Origin of the sequence: Streptomonospora nanhaiensis (genome assembly GCF_026642255.1) — a bacterium.
GTDB classification, from domain to species: Bacteria; Actinomycetota; Actinomycetes; order Streptosporangiales; family Streptosporangiaceae; genus Nocardiopsis; species Nocardiopsis tropica.
Map to the genome: position 1 here is coordinate 4030608 of NZ_CP113264.1, position 22382 is coordinate 4052989.

The 22382-nt window shown below is 70.4% G+C and carries 23 protein-coding genes; 11 read left to right on the top strand and 12 right to left on the bottom strand.

The window, feature by feature from the left end:
* Window positions 1-65 precede the first annotated feature (65 nt).
* Together OUQ99_RS17570 and OUQ99_RS17575 are read left to right on the top strand one after the other, a co-directional pair.
* Window positions 66-1202, top strand: a complete 1137-nt coding sequence (locus OUQ99_RS17570) for an NAD(P)-dependent alcohol dehydrogenase (RefSeq protein WP_267944847.1) — start codon at window positions 66-68, stop codon at window positions 1200-1202.
* Between the two features lie 82 nt (window positions 1203-1284).
* A complete protein-coding gene (locus tag OUQ99_RS17575; protein WP_267944848.1) occupies window positions 1285-2367 on the top strand; it encodes an MBL fold metallo-hydrolase in 1083 nt (360 codons plus the stop codon).
* A gap of 135 nt (window positions 2368-2502) precedes the next feature.
* Here the strand turns inward: OUQ99_RS17575 and OUQ99_RS17580 are convergent, their stop codons facing one another.
* Window positions 2503-3009 (bottom strand): hypothetical protein, encoded by a 507-nt coding sequence (locus OUQ99_RS17580; RefSeq protein WP_267944849.1) that lies wholly within the window; start codon window positions 3007-3009, stop codon window positions 2503-2505.
* Window positions 3010-3249: 240 nt separating this feature from the next.
* Window positions 3250-4119 carry an alpha/beta fold hydrolase gene (locus OUQ99_RS17585; RefSeq protein ID WP_267944850.1) on the bottom strand — a complete coding sequence of 290 codons (870 nt, stop codon included), beginning with the start codon at window positions 4117-4119 and terminating at the stop codon, window positions 3250-3252.
* A gap of 107 nt (window positions 4120-4226) precedes the next feature.
* On the opposite strand from OUQ99_RS17585, the gene OUQ99_RS17590 reads away from it, so the two are divergent.
* The gene (locus OUQ99_RS17590; protein ID WP_267944851.1) at window positions 4227-4730 is read left to right on the top strand and encodes a CGNR zinc finger domain-containing protein; all 504 of its coding nucleotides are present in this window, start codon (window positions 4227-4229) and stop codon (window positions 4728-4730) included.
* 91 nt (window positions 4731-4821) lie between these two features.
* Here OUQ99_RS17590 and OUQ99_RS17595 read toward each other — a convergent pair whose 3' ends face one another.
* From OUQ99_RS17595 to OUQ99_RS17615, 5 genes are all read right to left on the bottom strand, one after another.
* Window positions 4822-6057 (bottom strand): epoxide hydrolase family protein, encoded by a 1236-nt coding sequence (locus OUQ99_RS17595; RefSeq protein WP_267944852.1) that lies wholly within the window; start codon window positions 6055-6057, stop codon window positions 4822-4824.
* Between the two features lie 274 nt (window positions 6058-6331).
* Window positions 6332-6934 carry a dihydrofolate reductase family protein gene (locus OUQ99_RS17600; RefSeq protein WP_267944853.1) on the bottom strand — a complete coding sequence of 201 codons (603 nt, stop codon included), beginning with the start codon at window positions 6932-6934 and terminating at the stop codon, window positions 6332-6334.
* 143 nt (window positions 6935-7077) lie between these two features.
* Window positions 7078-8151, bottom strand: a complete 1074-nt coding sequence (locus tag OUQ99_RS17605; protein WP_267944854.1) for a CPBP family intramembrane glutamic endopeptidase — start codon at window positions 8149-8151, stop codon at window positions 7078-7080.
* A 245-nt stretch (window positions 8152-8396) separates the two neighbouring features.
* Entirely contained in the window at window positions 8397-8900 is a 504-nt protein-coding gene (locus tag OUQ99_RS17610; RefSeq protein ID WP_267944855.1) for an NUDIX hydrolase, read from the bottom strand.
* A gap of 174 nt (window positions 8901-9074) precedes the next feature.
* Complete coding sequence (locus OUQ99_RS17615) at window positions 9075-9764, bottom strand: TetR/AcrR family transcriptional regulator (protein WP_267944856.1); 690 nt, start codon at window positions 9762-9764, stop codon at window positions 9075-9077.
* 109 nt (window positions 9765-9873) lie between these two features.
* Here OUQ99_RS17615 and OUQ99_RS17620 point away from each other — a divergent pair, with 109 nt between their 5' ends.
* Both OUQ99_RS17620 and OUQ99_RS17625 read left to right on the top strand, forming a co-directional pair.
* Window positions 9874-11286 carry an MFS transporter gene (locus OUQ99_RS17620; RefSeq protein WP_267944857.1) on the top strand — a complete coding sequence of 471 codons (1413 nt, stop codon included), beginning with the start codon at window positions 9874-9876 and terminating at the stop codon, window positions 11284-11286.
* A gap of 190 nt (window positions 11287-11476) precedes the next feature.
* On the top strand, window positions 11477-12139 hold the full coding sequence (locus tag OUQ99_RS17625; protein WP_267944858.1) for a hypothetical protein: 663 nt from the start codon (window positions 11477-11479) through the stop codon (window positions 12137-12139).
* A 217-nt stretch (window positions 12140-12356) separates the two neighbouring features.
* On the opposite strand, the gene OUQ99_RS17630 is transcribed toward OUQ99_RS17625, so the two are convergent.
* Entirely contained in the window at window positions 12357-13271 is a 915-nt protein-coding gene (locus OUQ99_RS17630; protein ID WP_267944859.1) for an IS982 family transposase, read from the bottom strand.
* Window positions 13272-13499: 228 nt separating this feature from the next.
* Window positions 13500-14405, bottom strand: coding sequence for an NADP-dependent oxidoreductase (locus OUQ99_RS17635; RefSeq protein ID WP_267944860.1), 906 nt, complete (start codon window positions 14403-14405; stop codon window positions 13500-13502).
* A gap of 146 nt (window positions 14406-14551) precedes the next feature.
* On the opposite strand from OUQ99_RS17635, the gene OUQ99_RS17640 reads away from it, so the two are divergent.
* The 3 genes from OUQ99_RS17640 (at window position 14552) to OUQ99_RS17650 (ending at window position 16799) form a co-directional block, all read left to right on the top strand.
* Window positions 14552-14917, top strand: a complete 366-nt coding sequence (locus tag OUQ99_RS17640) for a MerR family transcriptional regulator (protein WP_267944861.1) — start codon at window positions 14552-14554, stop codon at window positions 14915-14917.
* Window positions 14918-15166: 249 nt separating this feature from the next.
* Window positions 15167-15700 (top strand): hypothetical protein, encoded by a 534-nt coding sequence (locus OUQ99_RS17645; RefSeq protein ID WP_267950587.1) that lies wholly within the window; start codon window positions 15167-15169, stop codon window positions 15698-15700.
* 352 nt (window positions 15701-16052) lie between these two features.
* Window positions 16053-16799, top strand: a complete 747-nt coding sequence (locus tag OUQ99_RS17650; protein WP_267944862.1) for a phosphotransferase family protein — start codon at window positions 16053-16055, stop codon at window positions 16797-16799.
* Between the two features lie 183 nt (window positions 16800-16982).
* On the opposite strand, the gene OUQ99_RS17655 is transcribed toward OUQ99_RS17650, so the two are convergent.
* Together OUQ99_RS17655 and OUQ99_RS17660 are read right to left on the bottom strand one after the other, a co-directional pair.
* Entirely contained in the window at window positions 16983-17402 is a 420-nt protein-coding gene (locus tag OUQ99_RS17655) for a hypothetical protein (protein ID WP_267944863.1), read from the bottom strand.
* Between the two features lie 66 nt (window positions 17403-17468).
* A complete protein-coding gene (locus OUQ99_RS17660; protein ID WP_267944864.1) occupies window positions 17469-17843 on the bottom strand; it encodes a hypothetical protein in 375 nt (124 codons plus the stop codon).
* A 302-nt stretch (window positions 17844-18145) separates the two neighbouring features.
* Here OUQ99_RS17660 and OUQ99_RS17665 point away from each other — a divergent pair, with 302 nt between their 5' ends.
* Together OUQ99_RS17665 and OUQ99_RS17670 are read left to right on the top strand one after the other, a co-directional pair.
* Complete coding sequence (locus tag OUQ99_RS17665) at window positions 18146-18658, top strand: DUF5956 family protein (RefSeq protein ID WP_267944865.1); 513 nt, start codon at window positions 18146-18148, stop codon at window positions 18656-18658.
* 237 nt (window positions 18659-18895) lie between these two features.
* Window positions 18896-19705 (top strand): hypothetical protein, encoded by an 810-nt coding sequence (locus OUQ99_RS17670; RefSeq protein WP_267944866.1) that lies wholly within the window; start codon window positions 18896-18898, stop codon window positions 19703-19705.
* A 164-nt stretch (window positions 19706-19869) separates the two neighbouring features.
* On the opposite strand, the gene OUQ99_RS17675 is transcribed toward OUQ99_RS17670, so the two are convergent.
* Window positions 19870-20628 (bottom strand): hypothetical protein, encoded by a 759-nt coding sequence (locus OUQ99_RS17675; RefSeq protein WP_267944867.1) that lies wholly within the window; start codon window positions 20626-20628, stop codon window positions 19870-19872.
* A 137-nt stretch (window positions 20629-20765) separates the two neighbouring features.
* On the opposite strand from OUQ99_RS17675, the gene OUQ99_RS17680 reads away from it, so the two are divergent.
* Window positions 20766-22373, top strand: a complete 1608-nt coding sequence (locus OUQ99_RS17680; RefSeq protein ID WP_267944868.1) for a flavin monoamine oxidase family protein — start codon at window positions 20766-20768, stop codon at window positions 22371-22373.
* Window positions 22374-22382: the final 9 nt, after the last annotated feature.

Consider the following 22382-nt stretch of genomic DNA (forward strand, 5'->3'; position numbering starts at 1 on the left):
CCACACCGATTCCAGGAGTCGTCGATGAATGCTGTCCCCGGTCGCTTCGGCGTCGGCGGGGCCCTGTGAGCGGGCAACGCCGTACGACCACACCCGCGCTGGCCGCCGTGATCGAGAAGCAGGACGGGCCGTTCGAGTTCCGCGACGTCGAGGTCGAGGAACCCCGGCCCGACGAGGTCCTGGTCCGGATGGTCGCGACCGGGATATGCGCGACCGACGCCCACGTGCGGGCCCAGCGGATGGCGACACCGCTGCCCGTGGTGCTGGGGCACGAGGGCGCGGGGATCGTCGAACGCACGGGCAGCGCCGTCACCTCCGTCGCACCCGGTGACCACGTCGTGCTCTCCTACCACTCGTGCGGTCGGTGCAAGCCGTGCGTCTCCGGGCACGCGGCCTACTGCGACGACGTCTGGGCGGCGAACTTCGCGGGGGCCCGCCTGGACGGGTCGAACGGGCTGCACACCGCCGGTGGGCCCGACACCGGCCCCGAACCCCGCGGACACTTCTTCGGGCAGTCCTCCTTCTCCACCTACGCCCTCACCCACCAGCGCAACACCATCAAGGTGCCCGCCGACCTGCCCCTCGAGGTCATGGCCCCGCTGGGCTGCGGTCTGCAGACGGGCGCCGGGGCCGTGCTCAAGGCCCTCGCCGTTCCGGTGGGCGCGTCCCTCGCCGTGTTCGGCGTGGGCGCCGTGGGCCTGGCTGCGGTCATGGCGGCGCGCGTCGCGGGTGCGGCCGTCATCGTGGCGGTCGACGTCGACGCCGACCGGCTCGCACTCGCGCGCGAACTGGGAGCGACCCACACCGTCGACCCCGGGCTGGTCGGGGACCTGGCAGCCGAGCTCCGCGCGGTCCAGGAGCGCGGCATGGAGTACGTCCTGGACACGAGCGGCCGGGCGGAGAACCTCGACGCGGGTGTCGGCGCGCTGGCGCCCATGGGGCGGTTCGGCTTCGTGGCCTTCCACGAGGGCGGGGGCGCGGTGGTCGACGCGGGCCGGCTCACGATGGGCCAGTCGCTGCAAGGCATCATCCAGGGCGACGCGGTCTCGCCGCTGCTGGTCGACGAACTCGCCGAACTCTACCGGGCGGGCCGGTTCCCGATCGACCGGCTGCTGTCCTTCTACGACTTCACCGACATCAACACCGCGTTCGACGACGCGGGCTCGGGTCGGATCACCAAGGCGGTCCTGCGGTTCACGTGACCGGAACAGCGCGGCCGGTCGTGCACCGCGCCGAGGACCGCATGTTCCACAAGAGCGAAGAGCAAGGAAAGGTATTTCATCCATGTGCCCCAGCGGCCAGAAAACCATCACCGCCGACAGCGCCCCGGACTTCTACGGCATCGACCACTACGGTTTCCCCCGGGTCGGGGAGGACGACCCCTCCGACCCCAAGGGTTACTACCCCCCGTATCTGCGGAGTGAGCGCTTCCAGAAGTACGGCTACCACGTGGAGGAACTGCGCGACGGCTTCTACTGGGTCACCAGCGCCGGTTACGACGCCGCGTTCGTGGTGACCGGCGAGGGCGTGGTCGCCATCGACGCACCGCCGACGCTGGGCGAGAACATGCTGGCGGCGATCGAGGAGGTCACCGACCAACCGGTGACCCACGTGGTCTACAGCCACTGGCACGCCGACCACATCGGCGCGGCCTCCGTGTTCGGTCCCGACGTCGAGATCGTCGCCCACCGCATCACCAAGGAACTCCTGGAGCGGTTCCCCGACCCCAAGCGCCCGGTGCCGACGCGCACGTTCGAGAACGACTACGTCCTCGACGTGGGCGGCGTGGAGCTGCACCTGTCCTACAAGGGCGAGAACCACTGCCCGGGGAACATCTTCGTCTACGCCCCCCGGCAGAAGGTGCTCACCGCTGTGGACATCCTGAGCCCGGGCTCCGTGACGTTCATGCACTGCGACGCCTCGCAGAACATCTCCGGCTGGTACGAGGCGCACTCCCAGATCCTCGAGTACGACTTCGACTTCTTCGTCGGCGGGCACCACATGCACTACGGCACCCGTGAGCAGGTGGAGCTGTGCGTGGAGTACTTCGCCGACGTGCTCGAAGGGGCCACCGCGGCGGTCGAGCGGTTCAGCGGCTCCGACGTGCTGGTCGGCATCCTGGCCGGCGCCGGCCAGGACAGGGTCTTCGTCGGCACGGAGAACTGGATCAGTTCCATGGCGAACTACACCACCCGGCACGTCCTGGAGAAGCGGACCAGTAACGGGCAGCTGTGGTGGGAGCGCCTGGCGGGCGCCACCACCCAGACCAAGTACCACGCCTACACCGTGCTGGAGTCGATCCGGTTGGAACGGCCCCGCCCCGACTACCGCATGCGCGGGACCAACCCCCCGCCCTTCCAGACCTGACGCGGCCGTGCACGACAGGTGTGCGGTTGGACGCGAAGAAGCCACGCCCTCCACAGGTGTGAAGGGCGGGCTTTCCCCTGAGCGGGTCGTCGTCCTGGGACGACGGGCCACGTCCCTCCTGGGCGAGGGGCCGGGTCACTCCGCCTCGGAAGGGGGCTCGTACCCGGGCGGAGGGTCGATCGGCTCCCCCTCCTCGTCGATGACCCCGGTGTCCAGGCACCACTCGCGTAGGACCGCCACCATTCCTTGAGGTGAAGCCTGGTCGGCCACCGCCTCCCGGGCCTCCGGGGTCGCCGTTGTCAGGAAATCGGCAGCCGTCCCGGCGTAGAGGTCGCCCAGCTCGGTCAAGGACGTGATGGTGCTGTCGACGTCCACACCGGGTTCCGCCGGCTCCACACCGGCGGCCACGTCCCACGACTCCGCGGCCATGCGCGCGTGCGTGCACGCCGAGATGGTGTCGATCTCCTGTTGCTCCAGGGCTTCCTGCGACAGGCCCTCGGGAGAGGGGGAGGTCGAGGCGTCGGCGGTGGGAGAGGGTTCAGGGTCGGGGGCCGTGTCCTGTCCGCCGCACGCGGTGAGGGCGAGGGCGAGGAGTGCGGCCGGGGCGAGGAGGGGGCGCGGGAGGGGGCGCGGGAGGGTCATGGCCCCATCCTCACCGGGGAGGCCGGCGGGCGCAGGAGAACTCCGATTCCCGCCTCACCGGCGGGGGCGCGCCACTGTCCCGGCTTGGGCGGGGCCCTGGGACGGGCGTTCCCTGCCGTGCGCGCCGAGGGGCGCCGGCACGCACGGCGGGTGTCCGGGCGGCGCCGGCCGCCGTGGCCGCCCGGGGGCCGAGGAGCGTCACAGCCCGCGCCGGGGGCCGCGGCGTCAGACCCGCCCTGGTCACGGCAGCGTGCGGCCCAGGAAGTCCCGCATGTGGCCGACCACGGTGTCCAGGTGGCTCTCGAGCAGGAAGTGGCCGCCTCCGGGCACCAGGTGGATCTCGGCGTCCGGCAGGTCCCGGGCGAAGGCGCGCGCACCGTCGGGGCCGAAGATGAGGTCCCCGGCCCCCCATACGGCCAGGAGCGGGACGCGGCTCTCCCGGAAGTACGTGTGCAGCCGCGGGTACAGGGGCCGGTTGGCGGCGTAGTCGCGGAAGAGGGCGAGCTGCGCGAGGTCGTTGCCGGGGCGGCTGATGTCGCGGTGGTCGGCCGTCCAGGTGTCGGGGTCGACCAGTTCCGGGCGGTCCACGCCGTGGAGGTACTGCCAGCGGACGGCGTCGGGCCCCAGTGCGGCGCGGACAGCCGGCTCCGTGCCGGGTCCCGGGTCCTCGGCGTAGGCCCACAGGGGCGCCCAGAACTGCGGGACGAAGCCCTCCTCGTAGGCGTTGCCGCTCTGGGAGACCACCGCGGTGACCGCCTCCGGGGCGCGGAGCGCGAGCCGCCAGGCGATGGGGGCGCCGTAGTCCTGCACGTAGACGGCGTAGCGGTCGACGCCGATCTCGGCCAGGAGCGCCTCGGTGATGTCGGTGAGCGCGTCGAAGGTGTAGCTGAACGTGTCGGCCGGCGGGGTGTCGGAGTGGCCGAACCCGAGGTGGTCCGGGGCGATGACGCGGAACCGGTCGGCGAGCCGCGGGATCAGGTGGCGGAACATGCGCGAGCTGGTGGGGAAACCGTGCAGGAGCACCAGGGCCGGCGCCTCGCGGGGGCCGGCCTCCCGGTAGAAGACGCGGTGCCCTCGAACGGTGGCGTACTGGTGGCGGACCTCGACCATGACTAACCCTATCAATCCATTTTGGTGGTTATCGACACCCACAGTGGACCCCATTCGAGGTAACCTGTCAAGTGAACCAAGAGGGTTAGGCGGGGAGGTGGGCGGTCGTGATCGACGAACAGGCGCTGCTGGAGGCGCTGAACAGCACCCCGGTGGTGGACGGCCGGCCGCGGGACCTGTGGGCCGATGACGCCGTGCTGCGGCGGTGGGCGCAGGAGCACGGCGGCCCGGACGAGGCGCCGGCGCTCGACTGGCTGCGGACGGCCAGGGACGCGGTCCAGGCCGCCACCCGCGGCCCCCTGCCCGAGACGGAGCTGCGGCGGATCCTCGCCGGCGCCCACCGGGTCCCCGAGGTCGGCCGGGAGGAGCTGCGGTGGCCTCTGCACGGGCCGCCCGAACGGAGGCTCGCGGTGGAGCTGGTGCTCGCCTGGTACGAGGTCCGGGCACGCAGGCCCGGCCGGCTGCGCCCCTGCGGCAACGACGAGTGCCGCCTCTTCCTCCTGGACCGCAGCCGCGCCAACACCGCCCGCTGGTGCTCGATGAAGACCTGCGGCAACCGCCTGAAGGCCCGTCGCCACCAGGAGCGCGTCCGCCAGGAGCCGGGGGCCTGAGAGACGAACGGGAGGGGCCGGTCGGACTACGCGCACTCCCCCGCCGGGCGGTGTCCGCCCGGCCGTCCGTCCGGGAGCCCGCGCAGGCCGGTCAGGGCCTGATGTCGTGAAAGGTGCGGCGCAGGTCGTCCACCCAGGCTCCGGGGTTCTCCCAGGGGATGAAGTGGCCGCCGTGGTCGTGGGCGTTGACGTTGACGTGGTTGAACCAGTCGCCCTGCGGGCCGTTCCTGAACGCCCGGACGCGTTCGGCGGCGGTGTGGACGCCGGGCGGGTTCTCGTAGGTGACAAGGGTGAGGCCGACCGGGGCCTGCACGACCGGGGTGCGGTCGTGGGAGGGGGTCCAGGGGTAGCGATTGGCGTTGGCGTAGTAGCGCATCGACGTGGCGATGGAGTTGTTCGCCCAGTAGATCGTGGCGTGGGTGAGCAGGTCGTCCCTGGTGAAGACGGATTCGACGTCGCCGCCGTTGTCACTCCAGGCGTTCCACCGCTCCAACAGCCAGGCGAGCAGTCCGGCGGGTGAGTCGCTCAGACCGTGGGCGAGGGTGGCGCCGTCGAGCATGTGCACGGCGAGGTGGCTCGCCGAGCGGTGGTCCATCTCGACGATCCGGGCGCGGACATCGGCCGGCTGGTCGTCGGTGAGGGGCCGGTTGCGGGCGAAGTCCCAGGCCCGGGGGCCGTTGAAGAAGTCGAGCGGCAGCCCGGAGCCGATGTGGACGCCGTACAGCGCGTCGGCGTACTTGTGGCCGAGCTGGCTGGAGACGATCCCGCCGATATCACAGCCCCCGGCGGCGTACTTCCCGTACCCCAGGGTCCGGGTCATCAGGGTGTGCCAGAGGTCGGAGACCTTCCAGAAGTTGACGTCCGGAAAGCCGGTGAGCGGGCCGGGGAAGCCGAAGCCGGGCAGGGACGGCACGATGACCTCGAAGGCGTCCTCGGGGTCACCGCCGAACGCGGCCGGGTCGGCGAGCGGGCCGATCACCTTCGACCAGTGCCAGAACGTCCACGGCCAGCCGTGCGTGAGGATCAACGGGATCGGCCGGGGGCCGCGGCCGGGCTTGCGCATGAAGTGCACCGGGACACCGGCGACGTCCACCCGGTAGTGCTCGTGGACGTTGATGGCGGCCTCGGCCTTTCGCCAGTCGTAGCCGTCCCGCCAGTAGGCGACCAGGTCACGGAGATAGCTGTCGGGGACGCCGTAGGACCAGTCCCCGTTCCCCTCGTCCAGCGGCGGGCGGGTCGATGCGAGGCGGGCGCGCAGGTCGTCGAGGACCTCGTCGCCGACGTGGATCGGAACGGGCTTCAGGGGGAAGGCGGGCGGGGTGCTCATCGCGTGGTTCCTCACGGGGGTGTGCCGTCGGGCAGCGGGCCGGGACGGCCTTTCTCCAGGGCGCTCCGGCCGGCCCGTCGGCAGACGATCGAGGGGCGGCAGCGCAGCGAGCGCCCGACGAACCAGGACGTTCCGGCGCGAAGGTGCGCCGCCAATCCAACCACGTCCGTGCCGTTCCGTGAGGGGACGCGACGACGGCCGCGCGCCCGCATGTCCGGCGAGGGGCTCCCATCAGGGTGGAAGCCCCTCTCCGCACGAGCCGAAGCCGGCGGGCCTAGGCGGTGGGGCCGCTCTCCCCTACGCGGCGGTACGTGTTGATCAGGACTCCGGACGGTGTCGACCGTGTGGCGGCCAGAGCCAGGCGGCGCGGGGCCGTGCCCTCGGCGAAGAGCCGCTTGCCCCTGCCCAGGACGAGCGGGAAGACCAGCAGGCGGTACTCGTCGACGAGGTCGTGCCCGACCAGCGTCCGGAGCAGGTCACCGCTGCCCAGCACCACGGTCTCCGCCTCCGTCTCGGCTTTGATCCGGCCGACCTCCGCCACCAGGTCTGCGCCGAGGAGGACGGAGTTGTTCCACCCGAGCTCCTCGAGGGTGCGTGAGGCGACGTACTTGGGCATCGCGTTCATCGCCGCAACGGCGGGATCGTCCATGTCCGCGTACGGCCAGGTTCCGGCGAAGATCTCGTACGTCCTGCGGCCGAGGAGCAGAGCGCCGGCTCCGGCCGTGGCCTCGCTCATGACCCGCTCCACGACGTCGTCGACGTAGGGCAGCACCCAGCCGCCCCCGTCGAACCCGCCCTCCCGGTCCTCGTCCGCGGAGAGGACCGACTGCATGACGCCGTCCAGCGACACGAACTCGACCACGACCAGTTGTCCCATGAGTTGCTCCCGTCGATCCGTCTGTAGCCGTCTTTGTAGACCGGGCCCCGGACAGAAGGTCATCGGCGTTCGGGAGAGGGAGACGTCGACGGGCCCCGCCGACGCCGGCCGGCGGCCGTGCGCCCATGGCCGCCGTCGCCCCGTCAGACCCGCACGGGGTGCGGGTCGGAAGGGGTGAGCGCCGGTCCCGACCTGCGCGTGCGCAGCCACACCACTGCCGCGATCGCGGCGACGGTGACGCTCGGCACGAGAAGGACGGCCGACCCTGTGCCCACCGACCGGTCCGTGACAGCACTGCCGATGTCGGAGTGCAGGGCCGTGACGATGATGAAGGTGAGCGTGTTGAGCAGGGCGTGGACGACGACGGCGATCTCGATGCCGCCGGTGCGCCAGGTGATGACGGCCAGGCTGACGGCGAGGGTGAAGTACCAGAGGTTGATCCACGGGTCGTCCGCGCCGTGGACGGTCGTGAACAGCAGGCTGGAGACGAGGACGCCGAGGACCAGCCCGGTGCGCGGCCCGCGGCTCCAGCTCCCGGTGACCCGGAGGACGAGACCGCGGAGGCCGTACTCCTCGCCGGCCGACTGCAGGGGCGTCAGCAGGAGGGTGCCGACCAGCACGCCGACCAGGTCGGCGACCGGCCAGTAGGTCTGCTCGACGGGCATCGAGACGTTCATGACGAACACGGCGACCAGCCAGACGGGGCCGATGAACAGCAGGGCCCGGCCGAACACGTCGAACCGGAAACCCGAGACCACCGAGTGCAGCGAGGCGCCCCTCACCCCGTAGAGCCACCGCTGGATGAGCATGCTCCATGGGATGAGCAGGGCGAGGGAGAGCATGCCCGCGGCGTGGTAGAGCGGTGTGTAGTCGGTGCCGCCCGCCGCCGGGTTGGTGTTGCCCATCCGCGTGTCCAGGAAGGTAGCGGCCTGGACGAAGGCAAGGCCGAAGACGAACAGCCCCGCCACCAGGAGCACGATCGCGAGGACTCCCCGACCGATGCGGCGCTTGTCCCCGGCGAGCACGCGGTGGTACTCCACGCCCGGCGGGACCGCCCGCGGACCGCGGCGCCCAGGGGCCGGCGCGGGACGGGCCGGCTCCCCGGACAGCGGGGGCGGCGGGGCCTGCCCCGCACCGCCGTCCCACGCCGTGAGGAACGGCTCGGCGGCCGGTCGCGAGGGTGGAGGAGGGGCGGAGAAGTCATCGTTGCGGTACATGCCACGAACGTATTTCGGGGTGCGCCCGCAACCGAGTGCCACCGGTCACGGGATACCTCTGCGCTCCGCACGGGCCCGGGATGACAGATGTCATGCGCGGTCGCGGTGACCGGCGGAGCGGCCGGGTCCGCCGCCGTCGTGGCACCGGGTGCGGTCCCGGAACGCGACGCCGGTTCACGGGGTGCCGTGCGCGAGGCCGCGCGACCGTTGGCAGCCGCGAAGACGACAGTGGATGCGGTCTGGCGTCACCAGCGGGCGACAAGCCTCTCCTGCGTGCCCCGGTTGCGGTACAGCCAGGTGGCCCCCGACGCGACGGCCCCGGTCAGGTAGCCGAGGATGGGCTCCCGCTGTGTCGGGCTGTCCAGTTCGCCGAGCAGCTTCAGGGCGTCGGGCAGGGGGAAGAAGGCGGCGTGTTCGATGTCGTCGTCCTGCGGGGCGATGTCCCCCGACCACTCGTCGATCTCGAAGGCTGCGGCCACTGCGGAGGGGTGCTCCTCGGAGTCGATGTGCATGAGGAACGCGGTCCTCACCGGGTCGCCCACCAACAGCCCGGTCTCCTCCCGCAGCTCGCGGCGCAGGGCTTCGTGCATGAGCTCGCCGTCCTCGACCCCGCCGCCGGGCAGTGACCAGCGCATCTCGCCGCCGCTGCCGAGGCTCTCCCGCACGAGCAGGACCTCGTGGCCCTGGCGGACGATGCCGATGACCAGCTGCACCCGGGGCCTGGGGGCCTTCGCTTCCTCTGCTGTCATGCCGCAGACCGTACACGGGGCCGTTCGCCGGCGGCCGGGGCCGCCGTGGAGACGGTGCGGCCCCCGCCGGATTCGTTCCCGGCGTCCAGCCACCGGTCCAGGCCCTCTAACGCCCCGGCCTGTGACGAGACCGTGCCATCCCTCGTACGCGGTGCGTTCCTTGCAGCAACCCGGTTACCGACTGTGGAGGTGGCTTCTGACCTGTGTGGTGATCAAGGCGATCAGGGCCTGGAACTGTTCGTCCGGGCTCGGCGTGGGGAGGGCGGCGGCTTCGCGGAGGGTGGGGATGTCGAGGTCGGTGTGTTCCTCCAGCCAGGGGGCGGGGATGAGTGGTCGGTTCGCGGTGGTGGCGCGGTCGGCGGGGTGGTCGACCATCAGGGCGAAGGAGAACACGAGCAGGGACAGGTGCCGGTGGACGTCGAGCGCGGCGGTGGTGTCGAGGCCGATGTCGCGCAGCAGTGTCAGGAACCGGTCGAGGTTGGTCAGCCGGTTGGGGTGGACCGAGGTCGGCGGGGTGTCCTCGTCGACGGCGACGAGCAGGGCGCGGGGCCAGCGCCGGTACAGCGCTCGCAGTGATCGGGCGTGGGCGGCTACCGAGTCCTCCCAGGTCCCGGGGTCGAGCGGGGGCGGGTTCCAGGCGTCGAGCATGAGGTCGACGGTGAGGTCGATGACCTGGCGGCGGTTCTCGACGTAGTTGTACAACGCCCGCACGGTCACCCCGAGTTCGGCGGCCAGGGCGTGCATCGTGATCGCGCGGAACCCCTGTGCGCCGGCCATCTCCAAGGCTTTGGTCGCGATGATTTCGCGGGTGAGCACGGGGCGGCCCTTGCGGGTCGTCGGTCGGCGGCGTTGCGAGCTGGGCATGGCCCCATCCTAGGGCCGCACACTTAAACTTCACACACATTGACTTTTAGGTCGTTGGTGCCGCACTCTGGCTCAGGTAACCCTTGACGCGTCGAAAGCCGAGGATCGTATGGCCGCCGAGAAGTCCCGTCGTCTGCCGCCGTTGAGCGGGGTGCTGGTGCTGGTGATGGCCTCCACCGGGCTGGTGGTCGTCGACATCACGATCGTCGCGCTCGGGTTACCGCTGATCAGCGCCGACGTCGCCGATGGAGGTTCCGTGGAGTCGGTGGTGGTGACCTACACGGTCGCCATGGGCGCCCTCACGCAGGTGGTGGGAAGCCTCTCCGACCGGTGGGGGCGGCGGCCGTTGTTCCTGACCGGGATCGCGGTGTTCACCCTGGCCTCGCTGGCGGCGATGCTGGCGCCGAGCCTGGGGTTCTTGAACCTCGCCCGGGTCGTCCAGGGCGCCGGGGCTGCGGTGATCATGGTCAACGGCATCCCGTTGCTCTCGGACCGGTACTCGGGTGAAGAACGCAACCTCGCGATCGGCGCCTGGGGATCGTTCGCCACCGCGGCCGGGCTGCTCGCCCCGACCCTGGGCGGGCTGCTGATCGAGGCCTTCGGATGGCAGGCCGTCTTCGGGATCAATATCCCCCTGGGCATCGCGGCCTACATCGTCGCAGCGCGTGTGCTGCCACGCACCGCGCAGCCCGGCCCCGCTGCCCGTCCGGACTGGCTGGGCAGCGTGCTGCTGATGGTCGGTCTCGGCGCCGCCACCACGCTCATGCTCCGCCCAGAGGCAACCTGGGGCATACAGGACACGGCACTGCTGATCGTTGCGCTCACGTCGTTGGCGGGGTTCTCCGTCCTCCAGTTCCGCGTGCCCCAGCCGACACTGGAGTTGCGGCTGTTCACCCAGCCGGCGTTCTCCGGGGCGATGCTCGCGGTGTTCCTCTCCCGTGTTCTGAGCATCGGGGGTTCTGTCTACCTGGTGCTGTATTTCGCCGACGCGCTTCTGCTGGGCCCGACCCTCGCGGGCCTGTTGATGACGCCGATCTTCCTCGCGCAGATGATCACCGGAATGGTCGGCTCCAAGCTCCTCAGCCACTGGGCGCCCGGTCTGGTCATCGGCTTGGGCTACACCCTCAAAGGCGCCGGGCTCCTCGCGCTGGCGCTGCTGGTCGCCCCCGACACCCCGTGGTGGGTGCTCCTGGTCCCGCTGCTGGCCTGGGGCGCCGGAGGCGGCATCGCCGGAGCGCCGGTGATGGCCGTGGCGGTCAACGTCACCGCACCCGAACGCGTCGGCATGGTCGCCGGAAGCGTCTCCACCCTGGCCTCCGTCGGAGCCGGTATCGGTACCGCAGCGCTCGGCGCCGTCTACACCCTCTACGGCGGCGCCGACCGCGAAGCTGTCACCGGCGGGGTTCAAGCCGTCCTGACCGTATCCGCCCTCCTGTCCGGCCTCGCCGTGGCGACGACGTTGATCCTGATCAGCCCCCGCCGGGTGCCCCGCCCGGCACGTCACGAGGAAGCCGCAGCCTGATGCGGGCAGCGACCATGAGGGCTTCTCAAAGGCCGAGCGCGACCGGAATGTTCTTCACCGTGTGCCACTGACGCTCCGCCCCGCACAACTCGGGGAACCGGTCGAGCAGGCCAGAAACCGAGGTCTTCCCAGAACGGAGAATGGAACAACCAGAGTTCCCTTCGGCACGTCTTTACGGTTTTACGGTTCCATGAAACGCATGCCATACCGGAGTGCGCTGTCCCTGATCGCTGTGCTGCTGGCGAGCGCCCCAGGATGCGGCGGGTCGGGTGAGCCGGAACCGACTCCCTCACCCACCCCGATCGTGCCGACGGCAGCTCCCACTTCACCGGAGCCCTCGAATTCCGTCGACTACTGCCTCGGCGGTGGGGGCGTTCCGAACCCGGCCGCGCCTCCCTACGCGGGTCCCGGACCGCACCTCGTGCTGGTCGGCGTGGAATTGTTGCCCTCATCCGGCTCTGACCTGGGGAGTGGATCTTTCGACATCTACACGGTGCCTCACGAATGGCGGGCCTACGACGAGGAAACGCAGGAGGACGAACCGTTACCGGGCCAGTTGGTCGTGTGCTTGACCGGTGTTCACCAGCGGGAGTTCACATCGATGGGCACCGGCGAATGGGATTTCGGGGAGAGCCCGGTGTACCCGGCGACGCACTCGTTCAGGGTGTACGAGGCCAGGACCGGTGAGGCAGTAGCCACCTTCGTCATCGACAGCGACCTCGATGCGTACTCATCGTGCCCGAGCGCGTTGCGCATCCCGATCGACTCCGGCACCCCGGGCATGGCGCAAGGAGTCAAAAGCGAGACGTTCGCCGCCGAGCTGGAGCCCTACGTCATGGCGGATCTGGGCTGACCCCACCCGCTGGCTGTGCAACCGGCGGCCCCGCGAAGGCCGACTCCGGCGACGTCGACAGGCTCGTGGACCTCGCGCTCGGGGTCGGCTTCCCCAGCGGGCGGACCCGCCCGGACGGGGCCGGGGCAGGGCGCCCTTGCGACCGGACACCCGCGCTCTGAACCCTTGTGCGGTCCGGTCATAGGCGGTTCGCAGCTAGATGAGTAATTCCAAGGGGTCAGTGGTCGTAGGCCGTCAACGAGCGTAGGACCGGCTGGCCGGTGCGGTCGTTGTGCCAGATCGCCGCGGTCAGCGCCAAGATGCGCTGGAGCACCCGGGCGATCACCCCGCCCGGGGTGCGACCACCGTGCCGTTCCAGATCCAGTTGGCCCTTGAACGTCTGGTTGATCGACTCGATCACCTGCCGCAACGGCCGGAAGAACGCCGCTCCGGCCCGCGGGGGCTCGCCCTTGCGGGCCGGACGCAGCAGGCTCACCCCCGCCTGGTCCAGGGAGCGTTCGAAGTCGCGCCCGTAGTAGTTCTTGTCCGCGATCAGTATCTGCCCGGGCCGCTGGGCGAGCAGGCCGGGATCGTCTTCGAACATGCCGGCCAAGGTGGTGCGCTCGTCGGCCTTGGCCCCGGTCAGGGCGAAGGCCACGGGCAGCCCGCTCAGGGTGCACACCAGGTGCAGGCGCAGCCCCCAGAAGAAGCGGGAGTGGGAGGCGCAGTACCCGTACTGGGCCCATCCTGCCAGGTCGGAGCGTTTGACGGTCTCGCGGGAGCGGGCGCATTCCACGGGGGTGGAATCGATGACCCAGGTGTTGTCGGTCCACACGCTGGTGTCGGTGGCCAGGTAGCGGATGAGGGTGCGGATCAGTGGGGCTGCTTTGCGCAGGCGTTTGTTGTACCCGCTCTGTTGGGGCAGGTAGGGGAAGCGTTCGGACAGGTGGGTGCGGGCGTAGCGCAGCCATCGGGTTTCGTCGGTGTGTCCGGGCATGGCCTGCATGAGCGCGAGGGTGACCAGGTCGGCGTCGGGCAGGCGGGGTCGGAAACCGATGGCGGGGCACCAGGGGGCCAGGTCCGGGCGGTGCTTCAGGAGCCGTTGGGTGGTGTCGTAGAGTGCTTGGGCGAGGGAGTTCAGGTCTTGCGTCACAACTCGACCATGGGCTCCCTCGCCTCGTGCTCAGACCACGCACCCCTTGGAATTACTCATCTAGGGCACCCCGGGTATCGGCCGGGGCAAACCGGTCGCCGAGCGGGTCGGGACAGCGGGGGACGCGCCGGAGCGCCGCTCCCGCCCCAAGGACATCGGCACGGCCCCTCCGGGGACGCGGGCTCCCCGCGGCCGAAGCAGCGGGAAGCCCTGGACGGTCGGACGGACTCAGACGCGGACCACGATCTTGCCCCGTGTGTGTCCGCGCTCGGCGTGGGCGTGCGCTTCCGCGAGCCGTTCGAGGGGGTAGGTCCGCTCGATGCGCGGTGTGTAGCGGCCCTGTCGGCCGAGTTCGCCCGCTTCGGCGAGGAGCGCGGAGTCGTTCTCCGCGTTGGCCAGGTGCGTGCCCAGTCGCTGCGCATTGGCGTGGTCGGCGACCGTCGAAACGCGGGAGGGGTCGCCCACGATCGCGACGAGGTCGTCCAGGGAGCCGGAGGCCGCGGTGTCGAGCGCGAGGTCGACCCCGCCCGGGGCCAGGGAGGCCAGGCGCTCCGCGAGGCCGGTGCCGTAGGTGGTGGGAACGGCCCCGAGGGAGGTGAGGAACGTGTGGTTGCGCTCACTGGCCGTCCCGATCACGGTGGCGCCCCGGGCCACCGCGATCTCGACCGCGGCACTGCCCACGCCTCCGGCGGCGCCCTCGACGAGCAGGGTGCGCCCCCTCAGGGGGCCGAGCGCCTTCAGTCCGCCCATCGCGGTGACGGAGGCCAGACCGGCGCCGGCGGCCTCCTCGTCCGTCCATGTGGTGGGCGCGTGGGCCCAGGCCGAGAGCACGGCCAGCTCCGCCGTCGCGCCGGTGACGCCGCCCAGGCCGAAGACGCGGTCCCCGATGTCCACCCCCTGTACCCCGTCACCGATCCCGTCGACGACGCCCACGGCGTCACGCCCGGGAATCGCGGGCAGGTCCACGGGAAGCACCTCGCGTACCGCACCGGAGCGCACCTTCCAGTCGACGGGGTTGACGCCGGCCGCCGCGACGCGGATGCGGATCTCACCGGGTCCGGGGTGCGGGTCCGGCGCCTGCTCGACCACGAGGGTCTCCACACCGCCGTACTCGTGAAAACGGACTGCCCGCATGATGTTCTGCCCTTCCACGCGGCCGGAACCGGCCGTTCGTGAGATCGGTGAGGCGAATGTTCGGCGAGTGCCGACACCCACTACGCTAGAACCTGACGTTGACGTCAGGTGCAAATCGGGCAGGCCGCCCGGGCGGAGGAGGACCGGTGCGTATCGGTGAGGTCGCCGACAAGGCGGGGGTGAGCGTCCGGGCGCTGCGCTACTACGAGGAACAGGATCTGCTCCCGGCCGACCGCAGCCCCGGAGGCCAGCGGCACTACCCCGACACCGCCGTCGGCCGGGTCCGGCTGATCCAACAGCTGTACGCCGCGGGCCTGCCCAGCAGGGTGGTCCGCGATGTGCTGCCGTGCGTGGACTCGGGCGAGGCGCACCCGGCGCTCCTGGACCAGCTGGAGTCCGAACGCGCCCGCATCGACCAGCGGATCACCGACCTGCTCGACGTGCGCGACCGGCTCGACGACGTGATCGCCATCACGCGGGACCCCGATGCCGACTGCTCCCCCATGCTGTGAGGACGACCACCGCAACGACTGCGGACGCCACCGGCGCGCGAGGGCGCGTCACGGCCCGGAGCCGCTGACGGCTGCTTTTCAGGAGCGCGACCCGCCCCGCCCGTCGCCCCTGACCGGCTGACCTCGCCCGCCCCCGATCGAGGCCGCCCGCCGGCACCCGCCCGATGGTCCCCGGCGTGGATAGCATCACCTGGCCGGTGCAAGACGTCCGCAACCGCGCCAGGCGTCCCGGCCGGGCAAGGAGGCCACATGAGCGAGGCGTACTCGCCGATCCCGGAGCTGAACCTGCTCAAGGAGTTCGAGGACCGGATCGGCCCGGTCTACTACTCGGAGGGTTTCGAGCTGCGCGAATACGGCGCAGACTCCGGCCTCCACACCTGGTCGGAGCACCCGGAGTTCCTGAGCCGGTTCATCCCCTTCGCGCAGGCCAACCACTCCGGCTCCGACTACGCGCTGTGGCGGTGCGACGATCGGACCGACCTCGCCGCTCTGCCCGTCGTCCTGGTCGGCGATGAAGGGCACCTCTATGTGATCGCGCGGGACCTGAGGGAGCTGTTCCAGCTTCTGGCGATCGACAGCGAGCCCGTCGCCGACTTCGGGTTTCTCGCCCCTGAGGACGTCGAGGAGCACAGCGACGGCCACCATGAGTTCCTCACCTGGCTGAACGAGAACTTCGGCCTTGAGCCGCCGGAGGACCCGCACGCGCTCTGGACCGGGCGGAAGAAGACCGACGATCGGTTCAGGGCATGGGCGAGCCGGTTCGTCGAGTTGGAGGACCGCTGACGGTCCACCGCAGGTCGTGATCTCCATGGCTGTGCGGCTTGTCGCCGGTCGTGGCTCATCGGGGCTCCGAGCAGGTGCTGCATGCCGTCCGGAGCGGCCTCCCCGGCCCATTCGGCGATGCTCCAACAGTTTTTGCGTGGCAGGCCCGACAGCAGTCCCAGAACCAAGTCCCTCAGTACTGCAACGACAGATTGTTGCAGCACTGAGGACTCCTCACAGAAGCGGTGGGCTTGACCTGGTCGGAGGTCGGTGCCGTGCACGAGGCCGCCGGGTGGCGGGACGTGGCCAGCCGCGTCGTCGCACGCGACAAACCCGGCGACGCCGGCGGTCATCCCCGGGATACTGGTCGCCCATGGATGAGATCGAAGTCGTCGTCGCCCATTCCGAGCGCGCGACCCTGCGCGCCGGCGACGTGTTCTTGAAGGTGGACGCCGACCAGGCGCGCATCGACGTCGAGGTCGAGGCGATGTCCCTCGCGCCGGTCCCGACTCCGCAGGTCCTGTGGCGCAAGCCGCCCGTGCTCGCGATCGCCGCCGTCCCGGGGACGGCGCTCGGCCGCCTCGGTGGGCCGTCGACCGCGTCGGCGGCGGCGTGGGCCGCGGCGGGCGCCGTCATCCGGCAGTTGCACGAGGCGCCGTTGCCGCCCTGGCCCGGCCGGCGCCGCCGGGGTCCCGACGAGTGGGCGGCGGAACTCGACCGCGAGTGCGAGCTGCTCGTGACGAACGGTGTCCTGCCCGCTGACCTGGTCACCCGCAACCGCCAGGTCGCCGAGGCCGCGTTCCGGCCGTGGACTCCGGTGTTCGCGCACGGCGACCTGCAGATCGACCACGTCTTCGTCGACGGCGACGAGGTCACCGGCATCATCGACTGGTCCGAGGCGGGCCGGGGCAATGCCCTGTTCGACCTCGCCACCTTGACGCTCGGACACGAGGAGAACCTCGACGACGTCATCGCCGGTTACGGCCCCGACGCCGACCGCGACGTGATCCGCGCGTGGTGGTCGTTGCGAAGCCTGCTGGGGGTTCGCTGGCTGGTCGAGCACGGCTTCGACCCCTTCGCGCCGGGCTGTGAGGTCGACGTGCTGAGATCCCGGATGTGAGGCTGCGCGGGCCCGACCGCTGTGAGTGCGTTCTGACGCATCGAGCAGGCCGTCCCCCGGGTCGCATCGCCTGCCCTTACTCCCGACGAAGTGCGGTGCGCAGTCGTCGCCGGCAGATGACGGCGCACCCGAGGGTGGCGAACGCGTGGTGGATGTCGTCGCGTATCTCCCCGTGCTCGAGGATCACCCACACGAACCAGGGCGCACCTCGACTTCCACACCTCTCTCGCGCAGGAGCCGGGACAGAAGATGCACCTCCACACGTGTTCCCTCATATCCGGTGCCCGTCGCCTCGCGACCGAATTCTCGGGCCTCGGCAATGGATGCGCCGAAGACCTCCCTGAAGACCTTGAGCAGCACACCCCTTTTCCGCACCTCGCCCACGGTTTTCACGTGCTCCACGCCATGCCGATCGATCAACAGGTCGCGCACATGGGCAGGGGCCGGCCCCCACACCCACTGATGGGAGACCTGGCAGCCGGCACACTCTCGCTCGACCTCCCAGCGGAGCCTGCCGCTTCTGACCAGTTGAACCACCCAGACTTCACGAGCGCGACCGCACACCTCGCACACATCTGACAAGCGAACAGCCTGCTCGGCCATCACCACTCCCTCGGACGCGAGGACGATCACTTCTTTCCAGCTCGCCGACCCCGGTCTGAGACGAGATCACTCATCCAGGAAAGACGACCACGAAGAACCCCTTATTTCCACCAGGAGGCGCCGAGCCCTCTCTCTCACCACGTCCCACTGCCTGGCGGAAACCATGGACTCGGGGCTCCACAGTTCCGGATCGACGTCGATCAGTCTCGTGAAGAGGTCGAGGACCTCCCGGATCCCTTCATCAAGGAAGTCGGGGAACTCTTCCTCCTCGTCATACGTGACGTGACTTTTCACAGCGATGTAGAAGTCTTCCAGCTGCAGCACGATCTCGTCCTCAGCGCACCCCGTGCGCCTGATCCAGTCCAGTTGGCGTTCTCCGCTCCAGGACGCCACCCGGATCGAGAGCATGAGGCTCTTCATGTTCGGTGTCTTCTCGATCACTGAGACCCCAGGAGGAGATCGATCCGGTCCGGCTCGCTGTCCACTTCATCCGCCCTCGGTAGGAAACATTTCCATGATGCGCAGTTCCGGGATACCGGAAGATCATCGGCGACCGCATGGAAGACGCTCTCCAGTACGATGCACCGTGAAGGAATATGCATGGCCCGGGGCCTATGGTTCCACGGACATACGTTCGTTGGAAACGCGTTTTCCACTGCCCTCCGATCATGGCGGGGGCGATTCCTGCCCGTTCCCCCAGGCAGAAGACGGCAGACCGCTGCGAGGTCGAGGAGAGTGCTCTGATGCACGAGCGTTCATGGTCGGCGGTCCCGATCGTCGCGGAACCGCCGGCCGATGGCGGAACGGGCGATGGACGGAGGTTCTTCGAGGTCCCCGAGTCCGGTTGGCATACCTTGTTCGCCTGGGCTGTCGGCCCCGAGCACATGGTCCGATGCCTGGACGTGCGTCCCCCCGAACCCGTGCACGTGGTCTATGAGAGCAAAGGCGAGCGCACTGTCAGAGTCGAGGAGCGGACACGAGGCGACCGGTCGGCCGTGGACGGTGGCATCCACGACTACCTCACCGATGCGCGGGTGCCCTCCCAGCCCTGCGGCTACCGGTGGTTCATCGAACTGCCGGACGGCATCGACGACGCCGATCAGTTCTTCGCCCTTTTCGGGCCCGCTCTGATGGACCTGCCGCCCGGCCCCCGTCCGCGGCGGGAGCGTGAGGCCATGATCGCGGTCGCAAAGACCCTGTACACAGCCGTTCCCCAGGAGATCAGCAGAGAATCTGTGGGAGACGGGTCGGGGTGAACCGATGACAGTCCCATCGGGCGCGGGCAGTCCGCGGTTGCCGCCAAGCATGTCCAGGAGCAGGAAAGAGGAGCTTCCGCGCACGGCGGCACCCCGCCCGACCGACATTCCACAGCCGAGGGGAGCCCTCGGCCACCAGCACTCCTGGGTACTCTTCGTCCCCTGTCACCGCCCCCGGGCATCATGGACGGCGAACCGCTCTGCCCCCCTGCCGCAGACGAGGAGCACCCCCACCACATGAGTCGCCCCAGGGAATTCGGACCGGTCCAACTCGCCCGCTGGCTGGGACTGGACCACGACCAACTCCGCCGCGCCCTGCACCGCGGCCTCGTACCGCCCCCCGACATCGACGACCGCAAGTGGTCCGAAGCCCTCGCCAAGACCCTGCCCGAACGCACCGGGGCCATCCTCGCCGACCTGGCCGCCGACCCCACACCCGCGAGCTCCCCCGCACCGGAACCGACCCCTCTTCCCAAGAAGAAGACACCCGGCCGACGCGGCAGCTACGGGTCCCTCCAACTCGCCCGGCTCATGGGCCTGAAGGAATGGCAGGTCAAGAGGGCCGCGCAGCGCGGCCTCATCCCACCTCCCGACATCGACGGGCGCCGCTGGTCCCAGCACGTCGCCGAGGCCCTGCCCGAGATCGCCGCCGACGTCGCGCGCGAGATCGGCGACCACCCCGGCCTGGGCTCGCAGAAGGCCGCCGACCGCGTGGCCGCGCGCACCGGCCTGACCGTCACCAGGGACGACGTCGCCGAACTCGCCGCCCGGGGCACGCTGTCCCCGGTCGGCGACTACATGGGCTCGGCCCTGTACTCCCTGCGGGACCTGGACGCCCTGACCGAGGAACGCCTGGCCCCCGTCATCGAGCAACGCCGGGCCTGGATCGAGGCGAGCCTGACCGGCAAGGAGGCCGCCGACCTGCTGGGCTGGTCCGTCGGCAGGTTCGAGGTCACCGCCGAACGCCACGGCCTGCTCCCCGGCAGACTCGACCGCTACCCCAGAGCCGACGTCGAACGGCTCGACGAAACACGCGCCCCCGACTGAGTCCTCCCGCCCGACCGGGCGCCCGACCACCGAAAGCAGCCCCTGCCCACGGGCCACGTCCGCCCCGGGCCCGGCAGCGGGCTGAGTTCACAGCGGAGCGTGCGCCACGCCTGCGACACCGTACCGGCCCCGGAGCTGCCTCACGGGGCATTCGGGCTGCGCCCTCAGGGGATCTCCGATTTCGGCGAATTACCGTTCACGCCTTTGCCGGTGAAGGGCCCCTCCATTTTCCCGGCCGAGAAGGCAGCAGTGTTTTCCCGCCCGGCTTCGGACAGCTCCGTGAATTTCTCTCCCAGCGGCCGTATCACGTTCTTCTCCACCTGGTAGTAGTCGGTGAGAACCGACAGGGGGACACGGCGCAGGTACCAGGTGCCGGTCAGGTTGCAGCCGATCCTCGGTTCGGGATGGAAACCACCGGTGAGCCAGCCCCCGCGCTCGGCCTCGAACGTGGTTTCCAGGCGAAAGTGGTTGAAGAGGTTCTGAGCGGTGGTGAGCACCGGCTCATCAGGATTCTGTGGACGCGGGTCGGTCACCCCGAACCAGCATTCCGGGTGCGGGGAGTTCTGTACGTAGGCGTCGCCGAAGCCGAGCCAGGGCCAGACGAAGGCGACGAGGCCGGCGTCGGCGATACGGCAGTCGTCGGCGGTCCTGCCCTCGGGGATGCGCTCGGCGTCGATGTAGAAACGGCCCAGCCAGCTGGGAAGCCACAGGTAGTAGGGGTAGGCGCTGTCGTCCGACAGGAGGTAGCTGTTGGCGTTGGAGAACAGCGCTTTTCCCGCCACGGGGGTGAGCCGGGTCCCGTATTCGGGGAGGGAGAACCGGACGCTGAGGACCTCGAAGAATGATCTGATGTCGCGGAAGTACTCGGAGAACTGGTCGTAAGCGTTCGAGGTCTCCTGAAGTACCTGCGGACGGAAGATCATGCAGCTCCCCGGTCTCAAGAAAATATGAACAGCATATTATTCCCTCAGTATGCGTGCGGTGTCTTCGGCTGGCAAGAGTACTGTGGGGCGGAAGTGCAGGTGTTGGTTCTGTGGTTTCAGGGGAAGAGGATTCCGATGTGGAATATCTGGATGTAGCGGTCGTCGGTGCCGGCCTCGCCGGATGCCACGTCGCGAACAGGTTGGCCGAGGCGAGGAGAGGGAGCAGAATCGGCCTTTTCGAGAACGACCACAGGATCGGCGGAAGAATGCACTCCGTCCGGCTTCCCGGCCCGTCCGGGGCCTGGGCCGACCTGGGCGCCATGCGGCTGCACACGGGCCTGCGCCGGGTCCTGGGGCTCGTCGAGGACCTGGGGTTGGGCGCGGACCTGGTGCCGTTCGAGTTCGGACGGCCGGAGAACCTGTTCCACCTGAGGGGGAGCAGGACGCGGCAGGGGGACCTGGCCGGTGCCGCCCTCCCCTACCGGCTGCGCCCGGCCGAACGCGGGCTGGCGCCGGGGGCCCTGGCCGACAGGGTGGCGCAGACCCTGGTGCCGGGGTTCACGGAGAGCCGCCGCACCCACCACGAGGCACGCGCGCGAGGGGACCGGTCGGTCGCCGACCGCGCGCTGGCGGACTTCAGATCGCGGTGCCGTACGGGGCGGCTGCACAACCGCCCCCTGGAGGAGGCGACCTGGTCCGACGCCCTGCGGGCCGTCCTGAGCGGCGACGCCGTGGCCTTCGTGCACGACGCGGGCGGCTACGACGTGTCCGCAGGGGGCGAGGGCGCGACCGCGCAGCTCGACCTGCTCTACCGGACCCCGCCCGACGCCGAGTACGTCTGTCTGCGGCGGGGCATGGAGAGCCTGCCGCGGGCCCTGCACGAACGTTTCACGCAGGCCGGCGGCGTTACCCGCCTCGGCCACCGGCTGGTGCGGGTCGAGCGCGGGGGCGCTCCCGGCGAGGGCTCCGGGCGGCGACGCCACCGGCTCCTCTTCCGGCGGTCGGACACGCGGGGGCGCCTCCTGCCCGGCCACGTCCGCGTGTGCGCCGACGCCGTCGTACTGGCCCTCCCTCCCGGGCCGCTGGGCGCTCTCGACCTCACCGGCCTGCCCGTGGGCGCGCACCTGTCCGCCGACCTGGCCGCGGTCGAGGCCGTCCCCGCCCTCAAGCTCTTCCACCTCTACCGGCGCCCGTGGTGGCGGGATCTGGGCCTGAGCCGGGGAAGGAGCACCACCGACGCCCCCCTGCGCCAGCTCTGGTACGGAAGCACCTGCCAACCCCCCGGCGGCGATCCGCACCCGTCGCCCGCTCCGATGCTCGCCGCCTATCCCAGCGGCCCCTCGGTGGGGCAGTGGCTCAGCGGCAGGATCGGCGAGGGCCCGGCGGGGGACCACGCCTTCCCCTCCGCGGGCGACGCTCCGGCGCCGGGCGCCGCCGTGGTCGCCCGCGCCCACGCCCTGCTCCGACACGTCCACGGCCTGCCCTCCCTCGAACCGCCCCTCGCAGCCTGCTGGCGGGACTGGAGCAGCGGCGCCTGGCACACGAGGCGCCCCGGTCACGACCCGCGCGCCCTGGCACGGCGCATGGGTCAGCCGGCCGCACGCGAGCGCGTGCACGTGGTCGGCGACTGCTGGACCCATGACCCGGGGTCCGTCGAGGGAACCCTCGACAGCGCGGAGGCCGTTCTTCGCGAACACTTCGCCCTGCCCCTCCCGGAGTGGTACCGCGACTCGGGCGCCCGCTGAACGCACCCT

Coding starts and splice junctions, on each gene's coding strand:
- OUQ99_RS17605 (WP_267944854.1), bottom strand. CDS start 8,151: ATGTACCGCAACGATGACTTCTCCGCCCCTCCTCCACCCTCGCGACCG.
- OUQ99_RS17670 (WP_267944866.1), top strand. CDS start 18,896: ATGAGTCGCCCCAGGGAATTCGGACCGGTCCAACTCGCCCGCTGGCTG.
- OUQ99_RS17595 (WP_267944852.1), bottom strand. CDS start 6,057: ATGAGCACCCCGCCCGCCTTCCCCCTGAAGCCCGTTCCGATCCACGTC.
- OUQ99_RS17675 (WP_267944867.1), bottom strand. CDS start 20,628: ATGATCTTCCGTCCGCAGGTACTTCAGGAGACCTCGAACGCTTACGAC.
- OUQ99_RS17615 (WP_267944856.1), bottom strand. CDS start 9,764: ATGCCCAGCTCGCAACGCCGCCGACCGACGACCCGCAAGGGCCGCCCC.
- OUQ99_RS17585 (WP_267944850.1), bottom strand. CDS start 4,119: ATGGTCGAGGTCCGCCACCAGTACGCCACCGTTCGAGGGCACCGCGTC.
- OUQ99_RS17620 (WP_267944857.1), top strand. CDS start 9,874: ATGGCCGCCGAGAAGTCCCGTCGTCTGCCGCCGTTGAGCGGGGTGCTG.
- OUQ99_RS17625 (WP_267944858.1), top strand. CDS start 11,477: ATGAAACGCATGCCATACCGGAGTGCGCTGTCCCTGATCGCTGTGCTG.
- OUQ99_RS17645 (WP_267950587.1), top strand. CDS start 15,167: ATGAGCGAGGCGTACTCGCCGATCCCGGAGCTGAACCTGCTCAAGGAG.
- OUQ99_RS17635 (WP_267944860.1), bottom strand. CDS start 14,405: ATGCGGGCAGTCCGTTTTCACGAGTACGGCGGTGTGGAGACCCTCGTG.
- OUQ99_RS17650 (WP_267944862.1), top strand. CDS start 16,053: ATGGATGAGATCGAAGTCGTCGTCGCCCATTCCGAGCGCGCGACCCTG.
- OUQ99_RS17600 (WP_267944853.1), bottom strand. CDS start 6,934: ATGGGACAACTGGTCGTGGTCGAGTTCGTGTCGCTGGACGGCGTCATG.
- OUQ99_RS17655 (WP_267944863.1), bottom strand. CDS start 17,402: ATGGCCGAGCAGGCTGTTCGCTTGTCAGATGTGTGCGAGGTGTGCGGT.
- OUQ99_RS17580 (WP_267944849.1), bottom strand. CDS start 3,009: ATGACCCTCCCGCGCCCCCTCCCGCGCCCCCTCCTCGCCCCGGCCGCA.
- OUQ99_RS17610 (WP_267944855.1), bottom strand. CDS start 8,900: ATGACAGCAGAGGAAGCGAAGGCCCCCAGGCCCCGGGTGCAGCTGGTC.
- OUQ99_RS17575 (WP_267944848.1), top strand. CDS start 1,285: ATGTGCCCCAGCGGCCAGAAAACCATCACCGCCGACAGCGCCCCGGAC.
- OUQ99_RS17665 (WP_267944865.1), top strand. CDS start 18,146: ATGCACGAGCGTTCATGGTCGGCGGTCCCGATCGTCGCGGAACCGCCG.